The organism is Streptomyces albiflavescens, assembly GCF_014645835.1.
GTDB lineage: Bacteria > Actinomycetota > Actinomycetes > Streptomycetales > Streptomycetaceae > Streptomyces > Streptomyces albiflavescens.
The window spans coordinates 236789-255187 of sequence record NZ_BMMM01000008.1 but is presented as its reverse complement, the minus strand read 5'-3'; the positions used below and the strand labels follow the sequence as shown (position 1 = coordinate 255187).

The following is an 18399-nucleotide window of genomic DNA, read 5'->3' as shown; positions in this document are numbered from 1 at the left end:
CGATCGGTGCTCAGGGCTGAGGGTGGTTCAGCGCGCTCTGTTGAGGGTCTGCAGGGCCGCCTTGAGGAGCTGGCCCACCTGGGGTGTGCCCTCGGCGGCCTCGGCCTGCGGGGCGACCGCGGAGACCGCCTCGTCGGCCTCGCGCGTCGCGTACCCGAGACCGATGAGCGCGGCGTGCAGCTGGTCGCGCCAGCCGCTGCTGACCGGGGCGCCGATTCCCGTGCTGGTGCCGAGGGGCTCGCCGAGCCGGTCCTTGAACTCCAGGAGGAGCTTCTGGGCGCCCTTCTTGCCGATGCCGGGGACGGCGGTGAGCGCCTTCTCGTCTCCGGTGGACACCGCACGGCGCAGGGCGTCCGGGGTGTGCACGGCGAGCATGGCCTGCGCGAGGCGCGGGCCGACGCCGCTCGCGGTCTGCAGCAGCTCGAAGGTCTGCCGCTCGTCGTCGTCCGCGAATCCGTACAGGGTCAGCGAGTCCTCGCGGACGACGAGGGAGGTGGCGAGCTTGGCCTGCTGTCCCATGCGGAGCCCGGAGAGCGTGTTGGGCGTGCACTGGACGGCGATGCCGATACCGCCGACCTCGACCACCGCGGAGTCGGGGGCGAGGGCGGCGACCGGGCCGCTGACGAAGGCGATCATGCGGTACGGCCTTTCGATGCGAGTTTCGATGCGTGCAGGGCGGCGGCCTGCTGGAGCCGGTTCTGCGCGACTGCCCGCTGGATTCTGTTCTGGGCGGGCGCGCGCCAGATGTGGCAGATGGCGAGGGCGAGGGCGTCGGCGGCGTCGGCGGGCTTCGGTGGCGCGTCGAGGCGGAGCAGGCGCGTGACCATCGCGCCCACCTGGGCCTTGTCGGCACGTCCGTTGCCGGTGACGGCAGCCTTGACCTCGCTCGGGGTGTGCAGGGCGACGGGGATGCCACGCCGGGCGGCGCAGAGCATGGCGACGGCGCTGGCCTGGGCGGTGCCCATCACCGTACGCACGTTGTGCTGGCTGAACACCCGCTCCACGGCGACGAATTCGGGCTCGTGCTCATCGAGCCACCGCTCGATGCCCTGCTCGATGGCGACGAGGCGCAGGCCCAACTCGGCGTCCACCGGGGTCCGTACGACACCGACACCGCGCATGGTCAGGGGTCGGCCGGCGACTCCTTCGACCACGCCGACTCCGCACCGGGTCAACCCGGGGTCAACGCCCAGTACCCGCACCCCGTCCCCCCTTCTTCGACCGCATGTTTGTGCAGGCTATCGGGTGCCACTGACAAAGCGACGGGCCGACGGAGTGTGTCCCGTCGGCCCGTCGTGCTGTCAATGCCCTCAGGCGTCGACCTTCTCCATCACGGCGTCACTCACGTCGAAGTTGGCGAAGACGTTCTGCACGTCGTCGCTGTCCTCGAGGGCGTCGATCAGCTTGAAGATCTTCCGGGCGCCCTCCTCGTCCAGCTCGACCTGCATGGTCGGGACGAAGTTGGCGTCGGCGGAGTCGTAGTCGATTCCGGCCTCCTGGAGCGCGGTGCGCACCGCGACCAGGTCGGTGGCCTCGGAGATGACCTCGAAGGACTCACCGAGGTCGTTGACCTCCTCGGCACCCGCGTCGAGCACGGCACCCAGGACATCGTCCTCGGTCAGCTCGCCCTTGGGGACGATCACGACGCCCTTGCGGTTGAAGAGGTACGAGACGGAGCCCGGGTCGGCCATGTTGCCGCCGTTGCGCGTCATGGCGACGCGGACGTCCGAGGCGGCACGGTTGCGGTTGTCGGTGAGGCACTCGATGAGCACCGCGACACCGTTCGGGCCGTAACCCTCGTACATGATCGTCTCGTAGTCGGCGCCACCGGCCTCGAGACCGCCGCCACGCTTGATCGCGGAGTCGATGTTCTTGTTCGGAACCGACGACTTCTTCGCCTTCTGCACGGCGTCGTACAGCGTCGGGTTTCCCTCGAGGTCCACGCCGCCCATGCGCGCCGCGACCTCGATGTTCTTGATCAGCTTCGCGAAGAGCTTGCCGCGCTTGGCGTCGATCACGGCCTTCTTGTGCTTCGTCGTGGCCCATTTAGAGTGGCCGGACATCTGCCTGTCTCCTTCGCGTAACCCATCCCGTACGAACTCCCCCAGACCTTAAGGCTCTGGGGGGACCCCCAGATCCTACAAGGACTCCGGTGTCCGGTTCGCGCGCACCATGTCGACGAACAGGCCGTGCACGCGGTGGTCGCCGGTCAGTTCCGGGTGGAACGACGTGGCGAGCGCGTTGCCCTGGCGTACGGCGACGATGTGGCCTTCGTGCTCGGCGAGCACCTCGGCCTCCACGCCCACGGACTCGACCCAGGGGGCGCGGATGAACACGCCCTCTACAGGATCGCCCTCGACGCCCTGGACGTCGACCGCCGCCTCGAAGGACTCGTTCTGTCGTCCGAAGGCGTTGCGGCGCACGATCATGTCGATGCCACCGATGGTCTCCTGGCCGGAGCGCGGGTCGAGGATCTTGTCGGCGAGCATGATCATGCCCGCGCAGGTGCCGTAGACCGGCATACCGTCGCGCACGCGCGCACGGAGGGGCTCCATCACTCCGAAGAGGACGGCCAGCTTGGAGATGGTGGTGGACTCGCCACCGGGGATGACCAGGCCGTCCACCTCGGCGAGCTCCTCGGGGCGCCGCACCGGCCTGGCCACGGCATCAGCCGCGGCCAGGGCGATGAGGTGCTCCCGTACGTCGCCCTGAAGTGCCAGGACGCCTATGACGGGGGTGTTCATGGGTGGTGTGCCTTACCAGCCGCGGTTGGCGTAGCGCTCGGTCTCGGGGAGGGTGTCGCAGTTGATGCCGACCATGGCCTCGCCCAGGTTGCGGGACGCGTCCGCGATGATCTTGGGGTCGTCGTAGAAGGTGGTCGCCTTCACGATGGCGGCGGCGCGCTTGGCCGGGTCGCCCGACTTGAAGATGCCGGAGCCGACGAAGACGCCCTCGGCGCCGAGCTGGCGCATGAGCGCGGCGTCGGCCGGGGTGGCCACGCCACCTGCGGAGAAGAGGACGACGGGGAGCTTGCCCAGCTCGGCGACCTCCTTGACGAGCTCGTACGGGGCGCGCAGCTCCTTGGCGGCGGCGTACAGCTCGTTGTTGTCGTAGCCGCGCAGGCGGGCGATCTCGTTCTTGATCTGGCGCAGGTGGCGGACGGCCTCGACGACGTTGCCGGTGCCGGCCTCGCCCTTGGAGCGGATCATGGCCGCACCCTCGGCGATACGGCGCAGGGCCTCACCGAGGTTGGTGGCGCCGCACACGAAGGGGGTCGTGAACGCCCACTTGTCGGAGTGGTTGACCTCGTCGGCCGGGGTGAGGACCTCGGACTCGTCGATGTAGTCGACGCCGAGGGACTGCAGGACCTGGGCCTCGACGAAGTGGCCGATGCGCGACTTGGCCATGACGGGGATGGAGACCGCGTCGATGATCTCCTCGATCATGTTCGGGTCCGACATACGGGCCACGCCGCCGTCCTTGCGGATGTCGGCGGGGACCCGCTCCAGAGCCATGACGGCCACGGCGCCGGCGTCCTCGGCGATCTTCGCCTGCTCGGCGTTGACCACGTCCATGATCACGCCGCCCTTGAGCTGCTCGGCCATGCCGCGCTTCACGCGGGCGGTGCCGGTCTCGGGAGTCTGGGCGGAGTTGGAGAGCGTGCTGGACACGGGTTGACCTCACTCGGTGGAAGAGGGTTTGTGCAGCACTGAGGAAACGTGAGGGGAGCAGGCCACAGCAAGGGCCAATGAAGAGCCGGTGGATTTTTTTCGCCCCCTCCGCACCTACCCGTCCCCTACCAGTCGTGCGGCTGCGGGTGGGCGGGGGCTTGTCGCGCAGTTCCCCGCCCACCTTCCGGTGGCGCGGGGAACTGCGCATTGTCGGCGCGGGGAACTCGCAGTCTTTTGTCGGGGCGGAGGGTGCGAACAGACCCTGCCTCAACTGGTCGGGCGGTCCGCCAGAGCCGTCGGGGGCTCGTCGTCCATCTCGAAAGCCATGGGGAACGGCGCATGACCGGCGAGGCGGAACCAGCGGACCTTGCGGTGGCGGCGGAGTGCGCGGGCGGCGCGTACGGCGTCGTTGTGGAAGCGCCGGGCCATCGGCACCCGCCGCACGGCCTGCGCCAGTTCACTCGCCGCCGCGTCACCGCCGGGAGCCTCCCGCACGGCCTCGACCTGGGCCACCTCTCCGAACACGGCCCGCAACGCCTGGCTCAGCTCACTCTCGGCCACCTCCCGCTGCTCCTCCTCGGCCTGCCGAGCCGCGTGCGCCGCCTCGTACAGCACGATCGAGGCGGCCGGATCGAGGACCCCGGACGTGGCCAACTCCTGTGCCACGGAGGCTCGGCGCAGCAACTGCGCGTCGAGAGCGGCGCGGGCGGCGTCGATGCGGGAGTGCAGCCGGTCCAGTCGCCCGGCGGTCCAGCTCAGGTAGAGGCCGATCGCGACGAGGCCGACGAGGATCCAGATGAGGGTTGCGGTCACGGGCGGCAAGGCTACCCGGGTACGGTCACCTCACTACGAGGTCCCAGGCACAACGGAAACCGCCGTGCCCGGTCGAGAAGTCGGGCGTGTTCCGGGACCGGGCGGCGACCCGCCGTACCGCTCCGCCTCCGTCCGGTAGCCGGTCGCCCGTACGAATTCGGCGACCCTGGCGTTGGTGACGGCGGTCGCGTCGATCCGGAAGGACTCCACCGCCACCGTACGGACGGGTCCCTCCGCATCGTCCGGATACCCCTCGCCGAAGGCGTCGCCCATGCGGAACTCGCCGGCCGGCAGCTCGATGGCAGAGACGTCGTGCCCGGATCCGCGATCACTGCGCGGACCGGGGACGGAGGCCAGTTGGAAAAGTGAACCGACCTCCCCGCGCGCGGGTGCGCAGCACGACGCTCCCCGGCCCGACGTGTCCGGCACGTTCAGTCCCGCGCCAGCCCGAATCTCGCCCGCAACCCGGTCCGTTCGTCGGTGGCAACCGCCGCCGCCCCGTCCGTCACCGTCTCGTAGACGGACAGGATGTCCGCCCCGACCGTCGACCAGTCGAAGCGCCGTACGTGGGCACTCCCCCGCTCGCGCAGTTCGGCACGGCGCTCCGGGTCGCCGAGGAGCCGCAGCGCGGAAGCGGCCAGCGCGTCGGCGTCCTCGTTGGCGAACAGCTCGCCCGCCGCGCCCTGGTCGAGGACCTGGGTGAACGCGTCGAGGTCGGAGGCGAGCACCGGCGCCCCCGCCGACATCGCCTCCACCAGGATTATCCCGAAGCTCTCGCCGCCGGTGTTCGGCGCCACGTACACGTCGACGCTGCGCAGGAAGCGGGCCTTGTCCTCGTCGCTGATCATGCCGAGGAACTCGACGCGCGAGCGCATCTCGGCGGGCAGGGACTCCACCGCCTCCTCCTCGTCGCCGCGTCCGGCGACCAGGAGCCTGGTCCCCGGGCGCTCGGCGAGGATCTTCGGCAGGGCCTTCATGAGCACCGGCAGGCCCTTGCGGGGCTCGTCGATGCGGCCGATGAAGCCGAGGGTGTCGCCCTGCCACTCGGCCTTGGGCTTGGCGCGGGCGAAGAAGTCGACGTCGACACCGTTCGGGATGACGACCGCATCGCCGCCCAGGTGCTCGACGAGGGTGCGGCGCGCGTACTCGCTCACCGCGATCCGCGCGCTGATCTTCTCCAGGGCGGCCTGGAGAATCGAGTACGCGGCGACCATCGCCCGGGAGCGCGGGTTGGAGGTGTGGAAGGTGGCGACGATGGGACCCTGCGCCGCCCAGCAGGCGAGCAGCCCGAGCGACGGCGAGGCCGGCTCGTGGATGTGGATCACGTCGAAGGTGCCGTCGTGCAGCCAGCGCCGCACCCGGGCCGCCGACAGGAACCCGAAGTTCAGGCGGGCCACGGAGCCGTTGTACGGCACCGGGACCGCGCGGCCCGCCGAGACGACGTACGGAGGCAGGGGCGTGTCATCGTCCGCGGGGGCGAGGACGGACACCTCGTGGCCGAGGCGGATGAGGTGCTCGGCCAGGTCGCGGATGTGGAACTGGACGCCGCCCGGCACGTCCCAGGAGTAGGGGCAGACGATGCCGATCCTCACGGGGTCCCTTTCTCAGGGTCCTTCTCGGAGTTCTCGGAAACCTTCCCGGTGTTGTCAGGATTCTTCCCCGGGTCGAGGTCCTTGAGCCACAAACGCTGCAGCATGTGCCAGTCCTCCGGATGGTCGGCGATCCCCGTGGCGAAGGCGTCGGCCATCGCCTGTGTCATGGCAGACGTCTTTTCCGCCCGGGTGCCTGTCTCGGGCACCTCGATGGGGGGATGCACGCGCCCCTTCATCACGGGCGAATCGTCGTACCAGAGCGTCACGGGAAGGAGCAGGGCGCCGGTCTGCTGGGCGAGCAGGGCCGGTCCCGCGGGCATCCGGGTCGCCGCGCCGAAGAACTCCACCTCGACGCCGGACGAGGACAGGTCGCGCTCGGCGACCAGGCAGATCAGCCCGCCGTCGCGCAGCCGCCGGGCCAGCGTGCCGAACGCGGTGCCGCCGCTGTGCGGCAGGACCTCCATGCCGAGGCCCTCGCGATAGGCGACGAATCGGTCGTACAGCGATTCGGGCTTGAGGCGCTCGGCGACCGTCGTGAACGGCGTCCGAAGCTTTGTGGTGACCCAGGCGCCCGCGAGATCCCAGTTGCCCATGTGTGGGAGGGCGAGGATCACGCCTTTGTCGGAGGCGAGCGCGTCGGTGAGGTGGTGCACGTCCTTCGGGTCGAAGCCCGTCTTCACGCGCTCCTCGCTCCAGGCGGGCAGCCGGAAGGACTCCATCCAGTAGCGCAGGTACGAGCGCATGCCCGCCTTGGAGAGCTCGGCGAGCCGCTCCGGCGTCGCGTCGGGCACCACGCGCGCGTAGTTGCTCTCCAGGCGCTGTATCCCCTTGCCGCGCCTCTTCCAGGCGAGGTCGGCGATGGTCCGGCCGAGCCGCACGGCGACAGGCTCGGGGAGCTTCTTGACGGTGCTCCAGCCGAACGCGTACGCCCCGTCCACCAGCCGGTCCTGGAGACTCGTCACGAGGTGGCCCCGCTGTTCTGGGTCGATGCGGCGTCCGCCTCGGCGGACTCGCGGCGCACCGTGACCACACGCTGGATCAGCGTCACGAGGCTGCCGACCGCGACGATCCACAGGGCGATGGGCAGCAGCACCTGGATGCCGGGCACGCCGAACTTGTGCAGGCCCGCGAGGCCGGCCGCGACCAGCGAGATCACCAGCCGCTCGGCCCGCTCCACCAGTCCGTTGACCGCGACCGGCAGCCCGATCGACTCGCCGCGGGCCTTGGTGTACGAGACCACCTGGCCGCTGGCCAGGCAGAAGATCGAGACGGCGCACAGGGCGTTGTTGTCGCCGTTGCCCGCGTACCAGAGCGCGAAGCCGCCGAAGATCGCGCCGTCGGCGACCCGGTCGAGCGTCGAGTCGAGGAAGGCGCCCCAGCGGCTGGAGCGGCCGAGCTGGCGCGCCATATTGCCGTCGACGAGGTCCGAGAACACGAAGAGCGTGATGACGATCGTGCCCCAGAAGAACTCTCCCCGGGGGTAGAAGACCAGCGCGCCCGCCATGACTCCGGCCGTGCCCAGGAGGGTGACCGTGTCGGGGCTTACCCCCCGGCGGATGAGAAACGCGGCGAACGGTGTGAGGACACGCGTGAAGAATGCACGCGCGTACTTGTTCAGCATGGCCTTCCCGAGGGTCGGTGTCGCCGGGCGGCCCCTGCTGGCCACCGGCTGGCCCATCGTAGCCAGGCGCGCGAGTGTGCGACGGTCGGGCACCCGCACCCCGTGTCATGACGGGATGCCGCCGGTGTCACGGCTCGATCGAGTCCGCCGTATGGACGCACCGTGACGTGAGTGCAAAGCTCGAATACACCGCGGGCGTCATCGGAGCCGCACCGCACGCGGATCCGTCTGCCCGCGCCCACAGAGACCTCACCGTGCACGGGAGGCAAGGCCATGGGCGACAAGGCGAACGCACACCCCGGAGCCGCCGGCAGGGCTACGGCGGCCGACCACCCCGCGTCCGTACGGAATGTGGTGCTGGTCGGCCACAGCGGATCGGGCAAGACGACTCTGGTGGAAGCTCTCGCGCTCACCGCGGGAGCAGTGAACCGGGCGGGCCGCGTGGAGGACGGCGGCACCGTATCCGACTACGACGAGATCGAGCACCGGCAGCAGCGCTCGGTGCAGCTCTCCCTGGTACCCGTCGACTGGGACGGATACAAGATCAACATTCTGGACACCCCCGGATACGCCGACTTCGTCGGGGAGCTGCGGGCCGGTCTGCGAGCGGCGGACGCGGCCCTTTTCGTCGTCTCGGCCTCGGACGGCGTGGACGGCTCGACCCGGATGGTGTGGGAGGAGTGCGCGGCCGTCGGCATGCCGCGGGCCATCGTGGTCACCCACCTCGAAGCCGCCAGAGCGGACTTCGAGGAGATGACGCGGATCTGCGCGGAGGCCTTCGGCGCGGACGACCCCGACGCCGTACTGCCCCTGTATCTGCCGCTGCACGGCGAGGAGGGCCCCGACGGGCACGCGCCCGTGACGGGTCTGATCGGGCTGCTGTCCCAGCGGCTGTTCGACTACTCCTCCGGGGAGCGCAAGGAGGCGGAGCCGGGATCCGAGCAGCTGCCGCTCATCGAGGAGGCGCGTAACCGGCTCATCGAGGGGATCATCTCCGAGAGCGAGGACGAGACCCTCATGGACCGCTATCTCGGCGGCGAGGAGATCGATCTCAAGACGCTCGTGCAGGACCTGGAGCGGGCTGTGGCGCGGGGAACCTTCTTCCCGGTGCTGGCCGCCGCTCCGGCCGCCGAGGGCGCCCGTCAGGGCCTCGGTACGGTGGAACTCCTCGAGCTCGTCACGGGCGGCTTCCCGACCCCGCTGGAGCGCGAGGCTCCCACGGTGACCACACCGGACGGCGCGTCGCGCGGGGTGAAGGCCTGCGACCCGAACGGGCCGCTGGTCGCGGAGGTCGTGAAGACCGCGTCCGACCCGTACGTGGGCCGGGTCTCCCTCGTCCGCGTCTTCTCGGGCACCCTGCGTCCCGACGAGACGGTGCATGTGTCCGGGCACGGGCTGACCGACCGGGGCCACGAGGATCACGACGTCGACGAGCGCGTAGGGGCCCTGTCCAGGCCGTTCGGCAAACAGCAGCGCGCCCTCACGCACTGCATCGCGGGCGACCTGGCCTGCGTGGCGAAGCTGAACCGGGCCGAGACCGGAGACACCCTCTCGGCCAAGGACGACCCGCTGCTCATGGAGCCGTGGCAGATGCCCGACCCGCTGCTTCCGCTCGCCATTCAGGCGCACAGCAAGCCCGACGAGGACAAGCTCTCGCAGGGCCTCGGCAGGCTGGTCGCCGAGGACCCCACGATGCGCCTGGAGCAGAACCAGAACACCCACCAGGTCGTCCTGTGGTGTCTGGGCGAGGCCCACGCGGACGTGGCCCTGGAGCGGCTGCGCAACCGCTACGGCGTCCAGGTCGACGTGGTCCCGCACAAGGTCTCCCTGCGGGAGACGTTCGCGGACAGGTCCGCCGGGCGCGGCCGCCATGTGAAGCAGTCGGGCGGGCACGGCCAGTACGCGATCTGCGAGATCGAGGTCGAACCGCTGCCGAACGGCTCGGGTATCGAATTCGTCGACAAGGTGGTCGGCGGCGCAGTGCCAAGGCAGTTCATCCCGTCCGTCGAGAAGGGCGTCCGCGCCCAGGCCTCCAAGGGCGTGGCGGCGGGCTATCCGCTCATCGACGTACGGATCACGCTGCTCGACGGCAAGGCGCACTCCGTGGACTCCTCCGACGCCGCGTTCCAGACGGCGGGCGCGCTCGCCCTGCGCGAGGCGGCCGCCGACGCCAAGATCCATCTCCTGGAGCCGGTGGCCGAGGTGACCGTCCTGGTCGGCGACGACTATGTGGGCGCCGTGATGAGCGACCTGTCGGGGCGGCGCGGCCGAGTCGTCGGCACCGAGCAGACGGGCGGCGGACGCACCCTCGTACGGGCCGAGGTCCCGGAGATCGAGATCGGGCGGTACGCGGTCGATCTGCGCTCTCTCTCGCACGGCACCGCCCGCTTCAACCGCAGTTACGCGCGCCACGAGCCGATGCCGCCTCAGATCGCCGAAAGGATCCGCGAACAGACCCAGGACGCCTGAGGGTTCGGCGCCTCATCCGTCGGCGGGCGGCTTCGGCCGTCCGCCGACGAATGTCGGTCGCGGCCGATACTCTGAGAACCTGATCAAGACGATGACCTGATCAACAGGTGTGCGGGGCAGGGAAGTCGGGAAAGGCCGCAGGAGCGGGCGCGGCGGCGATGGGGGCGGAAGTGGCATTCGACGGTTTCGATTTCACTCCCGGGGCGCAAGTGCCGCTCTCGGGCTCCGCGGGCCAGACGGCGGCGACCTTCGCCCTGGCCTCGGCGGCGTACCGGGACAACGCGGTCGAGGAGATCCTCAAGGCGGACAACGACTGGCACAAGTCCACCGTCAAGCCCGGAAAGATCAAGCTGTTCGCGCCGAACCTGGGCGAGGCCTTCGCACGGGCCGTGCAGGACCGCATGCTGGGCGTGGGCCGCAAGCCGCTCATCCAGTCCTTCGGCACCGAGCCGCAGGTCGTCGTCGAGCACTGCCTGGCGGCGAACCGCATCCGCAGGGAGCGCGACAACTGGCTGTCGGCCGTGATGGTGCTGTGCGGGCTGCTCTTCCTGCCCGGACTGCTGGTCTGGCTGCTGGTCTTCCAGATCCGCACCCAGATCGCCAAGCGCGAGGACAAGCGCGCCTCCGCCCTGGCGACCACGCTCCTCGTCGCCGTCGGCGCCCTCGCCGTGCTCTTCCTCATCCGCATGCCGTTCACGGGCTTCTGGGCCTGGTACGCGCGCGCGGCGATCCTGCTCCCCGTCGTCGGCTGGCTCTGGGCCAAGCAGATCTGCGAGCGCACGGCCAAGGACCTGCGCGACCGCTGGGACAGCCTGCTGTCCGGCGGCGGCATCGGCGCCAAGATCCCCGAGGCCGTGCCCGGCAGTCCCGGTGAGACGGCGGCAGAGCGGCTGCGCCAGTCCCTTGCCCGGCTCACCGCCGAGCAGCAGTCCAACTCGGTCTTCTACGCGGGCCCCAAGGGCATACTCGGCATGGGCACCCGCTGGGGCGCCTGGCAGCTCGCCGAGGACCTGGTGGCGCGCGACGCGGACAAGGAGATCCACCCGTTCCGCAGCTGGGACGTCATCCGGTCCATCCACGACCAGCTGCGCATGCTGGAGCGCGGCCCGCTCAACACCGGTGGTTTCCCCGCCCCTTCGATAAAGCACTGGGTCGTCACGCCGATCGGGGAGAACGCGAAGGCGGTGTCCCGGCCGGCCGGGACGGACGTGGACGCGTACACGATCAAGACCCACGCCATACAGGACATCTGCAACAAGCAGCAGTTCGGCAGCGGGGACCGGCACTACCTCGGGGTCCAATGGACGCTCTGGGACGGCCAGTTGATCATCACCATGCTGATCACCGTGACGGTGCTGCACGAGACACTGCGCATCGAGGTCACGGGGCACGCGCTGGGTCCGGTGAACCCGCTCTTCACGACGAAGCCGGAGGCGCCGACCAAGGAGGTCGCGAAGGCCGTCAAGTTCTGGGAGACCCGCAAGGTGAATCTGCCGCTGGTCACCACGGACGAGGTGGTACGGCTCACGGCGCGGGCGCCCTTCACCTGGTATCCGCCGTTCCTCAACTGGCTCGGCGGGACCCTGACGCTGCCCGAGCCCTTCGGGCTGCGGCACGCCTGGGCCGATCAGCCGTGGCGGCACCGCTTCATGGCGGACGACGCGCTGCGGGCCGCGACGCCGGTCCTGCGCGTGGTGCACGCCGCGGCGATCAGGGTTCTGGAGGAGAACGGCGTCAACACCGAGAAGTTCGGCACCCGCTCCGCGTTCCTCAGCACGGCGGTCCAGGACCCGATGCCTCGGAAGGCTGACCTGTACGACGCGTAGCGCCTTCGTCGGCCGAGCTCCGGTGCCCGGCAGGGCACCGGAGACGCCCGCCGGGATCAGGCAGCCGTCGGCCAGGCCTCCGCCAGCATCTTGCGGGTGTCCGCCAGGAGCTGGGGCAGGACCTTGGTGTGGCCCACGACCGGCATGAAATTCGTGTCGCCGCCCCAGCGGGGGACGATGTGCTGGTGGAGATGGGCGGCGATGCCGGCGCCCGCGACCGTGCCCTGGTTCATGCCGATGTTGAAGCCGTGCGCGCCCGAGGCGGTGCGCAGCGCGGTCATGGCCTGCTTGGTCAGCTCGCCCAGTTCGGCGGTCTCCGGGTCCGTCAGGTCCGTGTAGTCGGCGACGTGGCGGTAAGGAACGACCATGAGGTGGCCGCCGTTGTACGGGTAGAGGTTGAGGACGGCGTACACCTGCTCGCCGCGCTTGACGATCAGCCCGTCCTCGTCGGACTTGGCCGGGATCGAGCAGAAGGGACAGCCGTCGTCGGCCCCCGGGCCGGTGGGCTTGTTCTCGCCCTGGATGTAAGCCATCCGATGGGGCGTCCACAAGCGCTGGAACGCGTCCTGCGTTCCCACTCCGATCTGCTGCTCCGGCTCACTCGTCATGTTGTGCAGCATATGACTTCGCCCGTTCGCGGCGTGTCGGCGGGTGCCGCCGAAAAGGGCCCCCGGCCAAGCTGGGGCGATGGACGACGACAGCCCACAGGCCCGCTGGGAGCGGCGCACCGAGGTCACGCTCGCCGTGACCGCACTGGTGTTTCTCGCCTCGTACACGGTGCTGGTCCTGGGTCACGGTCTGCCCGCTGCCGTCCGGGACGCCTGTCTGGCGGCGATGCTCGCCGCCTGGGCGTTGTTCGGGGTCGACTACGCGGTGCGCTGGCGGCTGAGCGGGCAGCGCCTCCGCTTCGTACGGACGCACTGGCTGGACACCCTGGTGCTCGTCCTTCCCCTGCTGCGCCCGCTGCGCGTCGTCAAGGTCTACGAGGCCGTACAGCGCCGTCATGGACAGCCCCGGCTCGCGCTGCACGCGCGCGTGATCGTCTACTCGAGTCTTTCGGTCTCCTTGATCGGCTTCGCGGGAGCCCTCGCCGTCTACCAGGTGGAGCACGCGGCACCGCACGCCACGATCCTGACCTTCGGGGACTCGGTGTGGTGGACCTGCTCCACGCTCTCGACGGTGGGGTACGGCGATGTGACACCGGTGACAACGATGGGGCGCACGATCGCAGTGGGGCTGATGGGGTGCGGCCTGGCGCTGCTCGGCGCGGTGACGGGGTCGTTCTCGTCGTGGCTGCTGCAGGTGTTCTCCCGTGAGGGCGACGAAAGGCCCCCGGGGAGCTGAGCTCTCCGGGGGCCTCACATCACGTACGTGTCGGAAGAAACGGATCACGTACGTGTCGGAAGAACGGAAGAACGCCGTATGCCTTCAGGACCGTATGCCTTCAGGACCGTACGCCTCGAACCGTGGGCGTCAGACCTGCGCGCGCTCCTCGACGACCTGCACGATCTTGGCGATCGCCTCGTCGACCGGGATGCCGTTCTCCTGCGAGCCGTCGCGGTAGCGGAAGGAGACGGCGCCGGCCGTCATGTCCTCGTCGCCCGCGATGACCATGAAGGGCACCTTCTGCTTCTGCGCGTTGCGGATCTTCTTCTGCATGCGGTCGGAGGACGCGTCGACCTCGACGCGCAGTCCGGCCGCCTTGGCCTTCTTGGCGAACTCCGCCAGGTACGGCACGTGCGCGTCGCCGATCGGGATGCCGATCGCCTGGACAGGCGCCAGCCACGCCGGGAACGCGCCCGCGTAGTGCTCCAGGAGCACCGCGAAGAAGCGCTCGATCGAACCGAACAGGGCGCGGTGGATCATGACCGGCTGCTGCTTGGACCCGTCCGCGGCCGTGTACTCCAGGTTGAACCGCTTGGGCTGCTGGAAGTCGACCTGGATGGTGGACATCTGCCAGGAGCGGCCGATGGCGTCCTTGGCCTGGACGGAGATCTTCGGGCCGTAGTACGCGGCGCCGCCCGGGTCGGGAACCAGCGGGAGGCCCTGCTTCTCGGCCGCCTGGCGCAGCGCGTCGGTGGCCTCCTCCCACTCCGCGTTCTCACCGATGAACTTCGGGGAGTCGTCGCGGGTGGACAGCTCCAGCTCGAAGTCGTTCAGGCCGTAGTCGCGCAGCAGGTCCAGGACGAAGGTGAGCAGCGAGTCCAGCTCGCTCGCCATCTGGTCCTTGGTGCAGTAGATGTGCGAGTCGTCCTGCGTGAAGCCGCGGGCGCGGGTCAGGCCGTGCACGACGCCCGACTTCTCGTAGCGGTAGACCGTGCCGAACTCGAAGAGCCGCAGCGGCAGCTCGCGGTAGGAGCGGCCGCGCGCCTTGAAGATCAGGTTGTGCATGGGGCAGTTCATCGCCTTGAGGCGATAGTTCTGCCCGTCGAACTCCAGCGGCGGGAACATCGCGTCCGCGTAGTTCGGCAGGTGCCCGGACGTCACGAAGAGGTTTTCCTTCGAGATGTGCGGGGTGTTGACGAACTCGTAGGCCGCGTCCTCGTGGCGCTTGCGCGAGTAGGTCTCCATCTCTCGGCGGACGATGCCGCCCTTGGGGTGGAAGACCGCGAGGCCGGAGCCCAGCTCCTCCGGGATGGAGAAGAGGTCCAGCTCGGCGCCGAGCTTGCGGTGGTCGCGCTTCTCCGCCTCGACAAGGAAGTCCAGGTACGCCTTCAGCTCGTCCTTGGTCGGCCACGCGGTGCCGTAGATGCGCTGGAGCTGCGGGTTCTTCTCGCTGCCGCGCCAGTACGCGGCGGCCGAGCGCATCAGCTTGAACGCCGGAATGTTCCGGGTGGTGGGCAGGTGGGGACCGCGGCAGAGGTCCTTCCAGCACAGCTCGCCGGTCTTGGCGTCGAGGTTGTCGTAGATCGTCAGCTCGCCGCCGCCGACCTCGGCGTCGGCACCCTCGGCGGCCTGCGCGGCGTTGCCCTTGAGGCCGATGAGCTCCAGCTTGTAGGGCTCGCCGGCCAGCTCCTCGCGGGCGGCGTCGTCGGTGGTGACCCGGCGCGAGAACTTCTGCCCGCGCTTCTGGATCTCCTGCATCTTCTTCTCGATGCGCTTGATGTCCTCGGGCGTGAACGGCTCGGCGACATCGAAGTCGTAGTAGAAGCCGTCCTTGACCGGCGGGCCGATGCCCAGCTTGGCCTCGGGGAAGAGCTCCTGCACGGCTTGGGCCATCACGTGTGCGGTGGAGTGGCGCAGGATGTTGAGGCCGTCCTCGGAGGAGATCTCCACGCTCTCGACGGTCTCGCCGTCCCTCGGCTCGTACGCGAGGTCCTTGAGCTCGCCGCCCACGCGGGCCGCGACGATGGTGCGCTCGCCGTCGAAAAGGTCGGCGGCCGTAGTGCCCGTCGTCACCACGCGCTCTTCCCGCTCGGAATCGCGTTGGATGATCACACGGACGTCTGACACCGGACTCTCCTGCCTGAAGGTGGGCGCGCCGCGACTCGCGTACGCAGACAGGAATCGTACCGAGCCCGGGGTCCCGTTCGCGAAACGGATATCCACGGCCCCACCTCAGTCCCCGCTGCACGCCTCCTCGAAGAAGTCCAGGTTCTCCTGGAGCGACTTCATCAGCCGGTCCCGCTCGGCCTCGTCCACCTGCACGGGTACGACTCCGGAGGCGTCCGTGAGCCTGCGGAAGCCGCCGCGGCTCTCCAGCCTTCCGTGCACCCGCACCGGCAGTCCGACGAGATGGGCATGGCCCGCTATCCGGTACGCCTCCTCGTCGAGCGTCATGCGTACGTGCGGGACCTCGGCGCCCGCGATGACCCGCAGCCGTACGGTGCCATCGCCGCGCGGCCCCGACCTGCGCATCCGCACCACGGCGCCGGTGAGCCGTACCGGCACGGACGGCTCCTCGCGCAGATAGCGGGCTCCGGCCTCGCGCAGGACGGGCAGGTCGCCGGGCGAGAACTCGACGGGCTCGGCGGGTGTCGCACCGCCCTCGGGGACACCGGCGGCGGGCGCCCACTCGACAGCGATCCGGGCGCCCTCGGTGCCACGGACGAGGGCCACCAGGGCCTCCATGAGCTCGTGGCTGACGCCCGCCTCGACGGCCGCGTCGAAGGCGTCCATGCCGCCGGTGGCCCGCTGGTAGTCGATGGCCTCGCGGGCGGCGTACAGCGCTTGGTGCAGGCGGACGGCGATCGGCCGCCCGGTGTCGACGGGCACGAAGGCAGTGAGTCTGCGCCCGCCGGGTTCGGCGCCGACCAGGACGTTCTCCAGGGAGGCGGAGGCGGACCTGCGGTGCCGGGCACCGTAGTAGCCCGCACGCGCGCGCGTGGCCAGCGCGCCCGCGAGCAGCATCTGGCGGGCGGCCGCACGCAGCTGCTCCTCGACGGTCCAGGGCGCGGCGCCCACCGGCCCGGTCGGGACGTCGCGCCACCAGCGGATCTCGTCGCTGGGCACGGCGAGCGCGACGAGCACGTCGCGCGCGGATGGCGAACCGCTGCGGGAGAGCGCGACGAGCGCCTCGCCGAGCAGGTCGTCGCTGTCGGGGAAGGCCCGGCTCTCCGGCACCAGCAGGCTGGTGCCGCCGCCACCGGGCCCGGGTGGGGTCCACCGGCCGTACCGTCCCGGCGCGCCTCCGCGCCGCTGCCAGCCGTGCCGCTGCAGCAGGGCGCTGAGCACGGCGGGGTCGACCTGCCCGGGCGCGGGCGGCTCGTTCCAGAGGGCTTCGGCCGGATGCTCTCTGACCGGCCGAAGGGCTTCGTCGATCGGGCGGTGCGTCATGGTCTGCCTCCCGTCCCGACCCGCGTCATGATCTCGCAGAGCGCCCGGTCGTCGAAGATCCGGGAAGTCGGTATTCGGACGGTGGTCCTGCGCCGGCCGGTGATGGCGTGCCCGGCGAGGTTGGTCCAGTAGCAGCAGTGCCGCAGGTCGAGTCGGTCGTGACTGGCGCGCAGCCAGTCGTCCTGGGACCTGGGCACAAGCATCACGACCAGGATCTTGTGCACCGAGACCGGGGTGCGGGCGAGCTTCGCCAGATGCTCGTTGTCGAGCGTGAAGGAGAAGGCGGGCCCCGGCGGGTTCGGCGGGATCTGGTACGTGCACTTGAGCTGCACCTTGATGGTGACTTCGTCGTCGACCGTGTGCCCGGGGGCGCTGTGGCTGACGTGCCAGTCGATGCCGTTGTCCGGAAAGGGCTGGGACAGCGAGCAGCCCGCCGCCGCCGCGACGGCGTGCAAGTAGCCCACCTGCAAGGTCTCCATGCAGGCGGTGGTGGCGAGTGTGCCGCGATGGGGTGCCGTCCGCTGGGGCAGCAGCCCGCCCCGTTCGGGCTGCGCGAGTGCCATGAGTCCAACAGCCTTCCAAACCAAGTGTTTCCCCGCGACGGGCCGCTGAACTGCAAAGACCCGTACCTCTGTTGTCTCCCCCCGGCGTACGGCGCAAACAGCCCGGGTATCACCAAACGGGCAGAAGACGGTACGTCAGCTGCCGTGGGTGAACAAGGAGTTGTGTACGTATGACGTGCTGGTACGAGGGCCCCTTGGCCGCGTTCGACACGGAGACCACGGGCGTGGACGTCGAGACCGACCGGATCGTGTCGGCCGCCGTCGTCGTCCAGGATGCCCCGGGTTCCCGTCCGCGGGTGACCCGATGGCTGGTGAACCCGGGAGTGCCGGTGCCCGCGGGGGCGACGGCAGTGCACGGGCTCACGGACGAACATCTGCAGCGCAACGGCCGCTGGCCGTCGCCGGTGATGGACGAGATAGCCCGGGAGCTGGGCGAACAGGCCGCGGCGGGCCGTCCGCTCGTGGTGATGAACGCGCCCTTCGATCTGACGTTGCTGGACCGGGAGTTGCGGCGTCATCGCGCCTCCTCCCTGGACCGCTGGTTCGAGACGACGCCGCTGCGCGTGCTCGACCCCCGGGTCCTAGACAAACATCTGGACCGCTATCGCAAGGGCCGCCGCACCCTCACCGACCTGTGCGCGCACTACGACGTGGTCCTGGAGGGGGCGCACGACGCGGCGGCCGACGCGCTGGCCGCGATGGAGGTCGTACGCGCGGTGGGGCGCCGTTTCGCGGCCCGCCTGGAGCGGCTCACCCCGGCCGAGCTACACACGTTGCAAGCGGTGTGGCACGCGGCACAGGCACGCGGACTGCAGGCCTGGTTCGCGCGCAGCGGCTCGGAGGAGGCGGTGGATCCGGCCTGGCCGCTGCGTCCGGACCTTCCCGCGGCAGCGGCGTGAAGGAACGGAGACATCGGTCCGTGAGCACAGAAAAACCGGTCCGTCTGTGACGGACCGGTCTTCTCCGGGTGGGCGATACTGGGTTCGAACCAGTGACCTCTTCGGTGTGAACGAAGCGCTCTCCCACTGAGCTAATCGCCCGGGAACGCACTGAACCATACAGGTCCCG

General features: G+C 70.0%; 17 protein-coding genes, 1 tRNA gene and 1 pseudogene. 4 read left to right on the top strand and 15 right to left on the bottom strand.

Going from position 1 to position 18399, the window contains the following annotated elements; translation table 11 throughout:
- Positions 1-27: 27 nt before the first annotated feature.
- The 10 genes and pseudogenes from ruvA to pgsA form a co-directional block, all read right to left on the bottom strand.
- Positions 28-636: a Holliday junction branch migration protein RuvA gene (gene ruvA, locus IEY95_RS23095; RefSeq protein ID WP_189188000.1), complete on the bottom strand. Its 609-nt coding sequence runs from the start codon at positions 634-636 to the stop codon at positions 28-30.
- Positions 633-1202, bottom strand: a complete 570-nt coding sequence (gene ruvC / locus IEY95_RS23090) for a crossover junction endodeoxyribonuclease RuvC (RefSeq protein ID WP_189187999.1) — start codon at positions 1200-1202, stop codon at positions 633-635. Before ruvC ends, ruvA begins: the two co-directional genes overlap by 4 nt.
- Positions 1203-1310: 108 nt before the next feature.
- Positions 1311-2063, bottom strand: coding sequence for a YebC/PmpR family DNA-binding transcriptional regulator (locus IEY95_RS23085; RefSeq protein WP_189187998.1), 753 nt, complete (start codon positions 2061-2063; stop codon positions 1311-1313).
- Between the two features lie 75 nt (positions 2064-2138).
- Positions 2139-2744: a pyridoxal 5'-phosphate synthase glutaminase subunit PdxT gene (pdxT, locus tag IEY95_RS23080; RefSeq protein WP_189187997.1), complete on the bottom strand. Its 606-nt coding sequence runs from the start codon at positions 2742-2744 to the stop codon at positions 2139-2141.
- A gap of 12 nt (positions 2745-2756) precedes the next feature.
- A complete protein-coding gene (gene pdxS, locus IEY95_RS23075) occupies positions 2757-3671 on the bottom strand; it encodes a pyridoxal 5'-phosphate synthase lyase subunit PdxS (protein WP_189187996.1) in 915 nt (304 codons plus the stop codon).
- Positions 3672-3938: 267 nt separating this feature from the next.
- Complete coding sequence (locus tag IEY95_RS23070) at positions 3939-4484, bottom strand: LemA family protein (RefSeq protein WP_189187995.1); 546 nt, start codon at positions 4482-4484, stop codon at positions 3939-3941.
- A gap of 105 nt (positions 4485-4589) precedes the next feature.
- A pseudogene (locus IEY95_RS51070) lies at positions 4590-4841 on the bottom strand (SUMF1/EgtB/PvdO family nonheme iron enzyme); the annotation flags it as partial.
- 74 nt (positions 4842-4915) lie between these two features.
- A complete protein-coding gene (locus IEY95_RS23060) occupies positions 4916-6076 on the bottom strand; it encodes a glycosyltransferase family 4 protein (protein ID WP_189187994.1) in 1161 nt (386 codons plus the stop codon).
- A complete protein-coding gene (locus IEY95_RS23055; RefSeq protein ID WP_189187993.1) occupies positions 6073-7038 on the bottom strand; it encodes a phosphatidylinositol mannoside acyltransferase in 966 nt (321 codons plus the stop codon). Before IEY95_RS23055 ends, IEY95_RS23060 begins: the two co-directional genes overlap by 4 nt.
- Positions 7035-7754, bottom strand: a complete 720-nt coding sequence (gene pgsA, locus IEY95_RS23050; RefSeq protein ID WP_189187992.1) for a phosphatidylinositol phosphate synthase — start codon at positions 7752-7754, stop codon at positions 7035-7037. The genes IEY95_RS23055 and pgsA overlap by 4 nt, the downstream gene beginning before the upstream one ends.
- Positions 7755-7970: 216 nt before the next feature.
- On the opposite strand from pgsA, the gene IEY95_RS23045 reads away from it, so the two are divergent.
- Together IEY95_RS23045 and IEY95_RS23040 are read left to right on the top strand one after the other, a co-directional pair.
- Complete coding sequence (locus IEY95_RS23045; RefSeq protein WP_189187991.1) at positions 7971-10166, top strand: elongation factor G-like protein EF-G2; 2196 nt, start codon at positions 7971-7973, stop codon at positions 10164-10166.
- 158 nt (positions 10167-10324) lie between these two features.
- Positions 10325-11992: an AbeC-like domain-containing protein gene (locus tag IEY95_RS23040; protein WP_189187990.1), complete on the top strand. Its 1668-nt coding sequence runs from the start codon at positions 10325-10327 to the stop codon at positions 11990-11992.
- 56 nt (positions 11993-12048) lie between these two features.
- On the opposite strand, the gene IEY95_RS23035 is transcribed toward IEY95_RS23040, so the two are convergent.
- Complete coding sequence (locus IEY95_RS23035) at positions 12049-12612, bottom strand: HIT family protein (RefSeq protein ID WP_189187989.1); 564 nt, start codon at positions 12610-12612, stop codon at positions 12049-12051.
- Between the two features lie 67 nt (positions 12613-12679).
- Here IEY95_RS23035 and IEY95_RS23030 point away from each other — a divergent pair, with 67 nt between their 5' ends.
- Positions 12680-13336: a potassium channel family protein gene (locus IEY95_RS23030; protein WP_189187988.1), complete on the top strand. Its 657-nt coding sequence runs from the start codon at positions 12680-12682 to the stop codon at positions 13334-13336.
- A 129-nt stretch (positions 13337-13465) separates the two neighbouring features.
- Here the strand turns inward: IEY95_RS23030 and thrS are convergent, their stop codons facing one another.
- From thrS to IEY95_RS23015, 3 genes are all read right to left on the bottom strand, one after another.
- A complete protein-coding gene (gene thrS / locus IEY95_RS23025) occupies positions 13466-15445 on the bottom strand; it encodes a threonine--tRNA ligase (protein WP_189187987.1) in 1980 nt (659 codons plus the stop codon).
- Positions 15446-15550: 105 nt separating this feature from the next.
- On the bottom strand, positions 15551-16768 hold the full coding sequence (locus tag IEY95_RS23020; protein ID WP_189187986.1) for a hypothetical protein: 1218 nt from the start codon (positions 16766-16768) through the stop codon (positions 15551-15553).
- Positions 16765-17331 (bottom strand): DUF4365 domain-containing protein, encoded by a 567-nt coding sequence (locus tag IEY95_RS23015; protein WP_189187985.1) that lies wholly within the window; start codon positions 17329-17331, stop codon positions 16765-16767. Before IEY95_RS23015 ends, IEY95_RS23020 begins: the two co-directional genes overlap by 4 nt.
- Positions 17332-17501: 170 nt before the next feature.
- Between IEY95_RS23015 and IEY95_RS23010 the strand changes: the two genes are divergently transcribed.
- Positions 17502-18230, top strand: a complete 729-nt coding sequence (locus tag IEY95_RS23010; RefSeq protein WP_189187984.1) for a 3'-5' exonuclease — start codon at positions 17502-17504, stop codon at positions 18228-18230.
- A gap of 69 nt (positions 18231-18299) precedes the next feature.
- On the opposite strand, the gene IEY95_RS23005 is transcribed toward IEY95_RS23010, so the two are convergent.
- A tRNA-Val gene (locus tag IEY95_RS23005) sits at positions 18300-18371 on the bottom strand.
- Between the last annotated feature and the right edge of the window lie 28 nt (positions 18372-18399).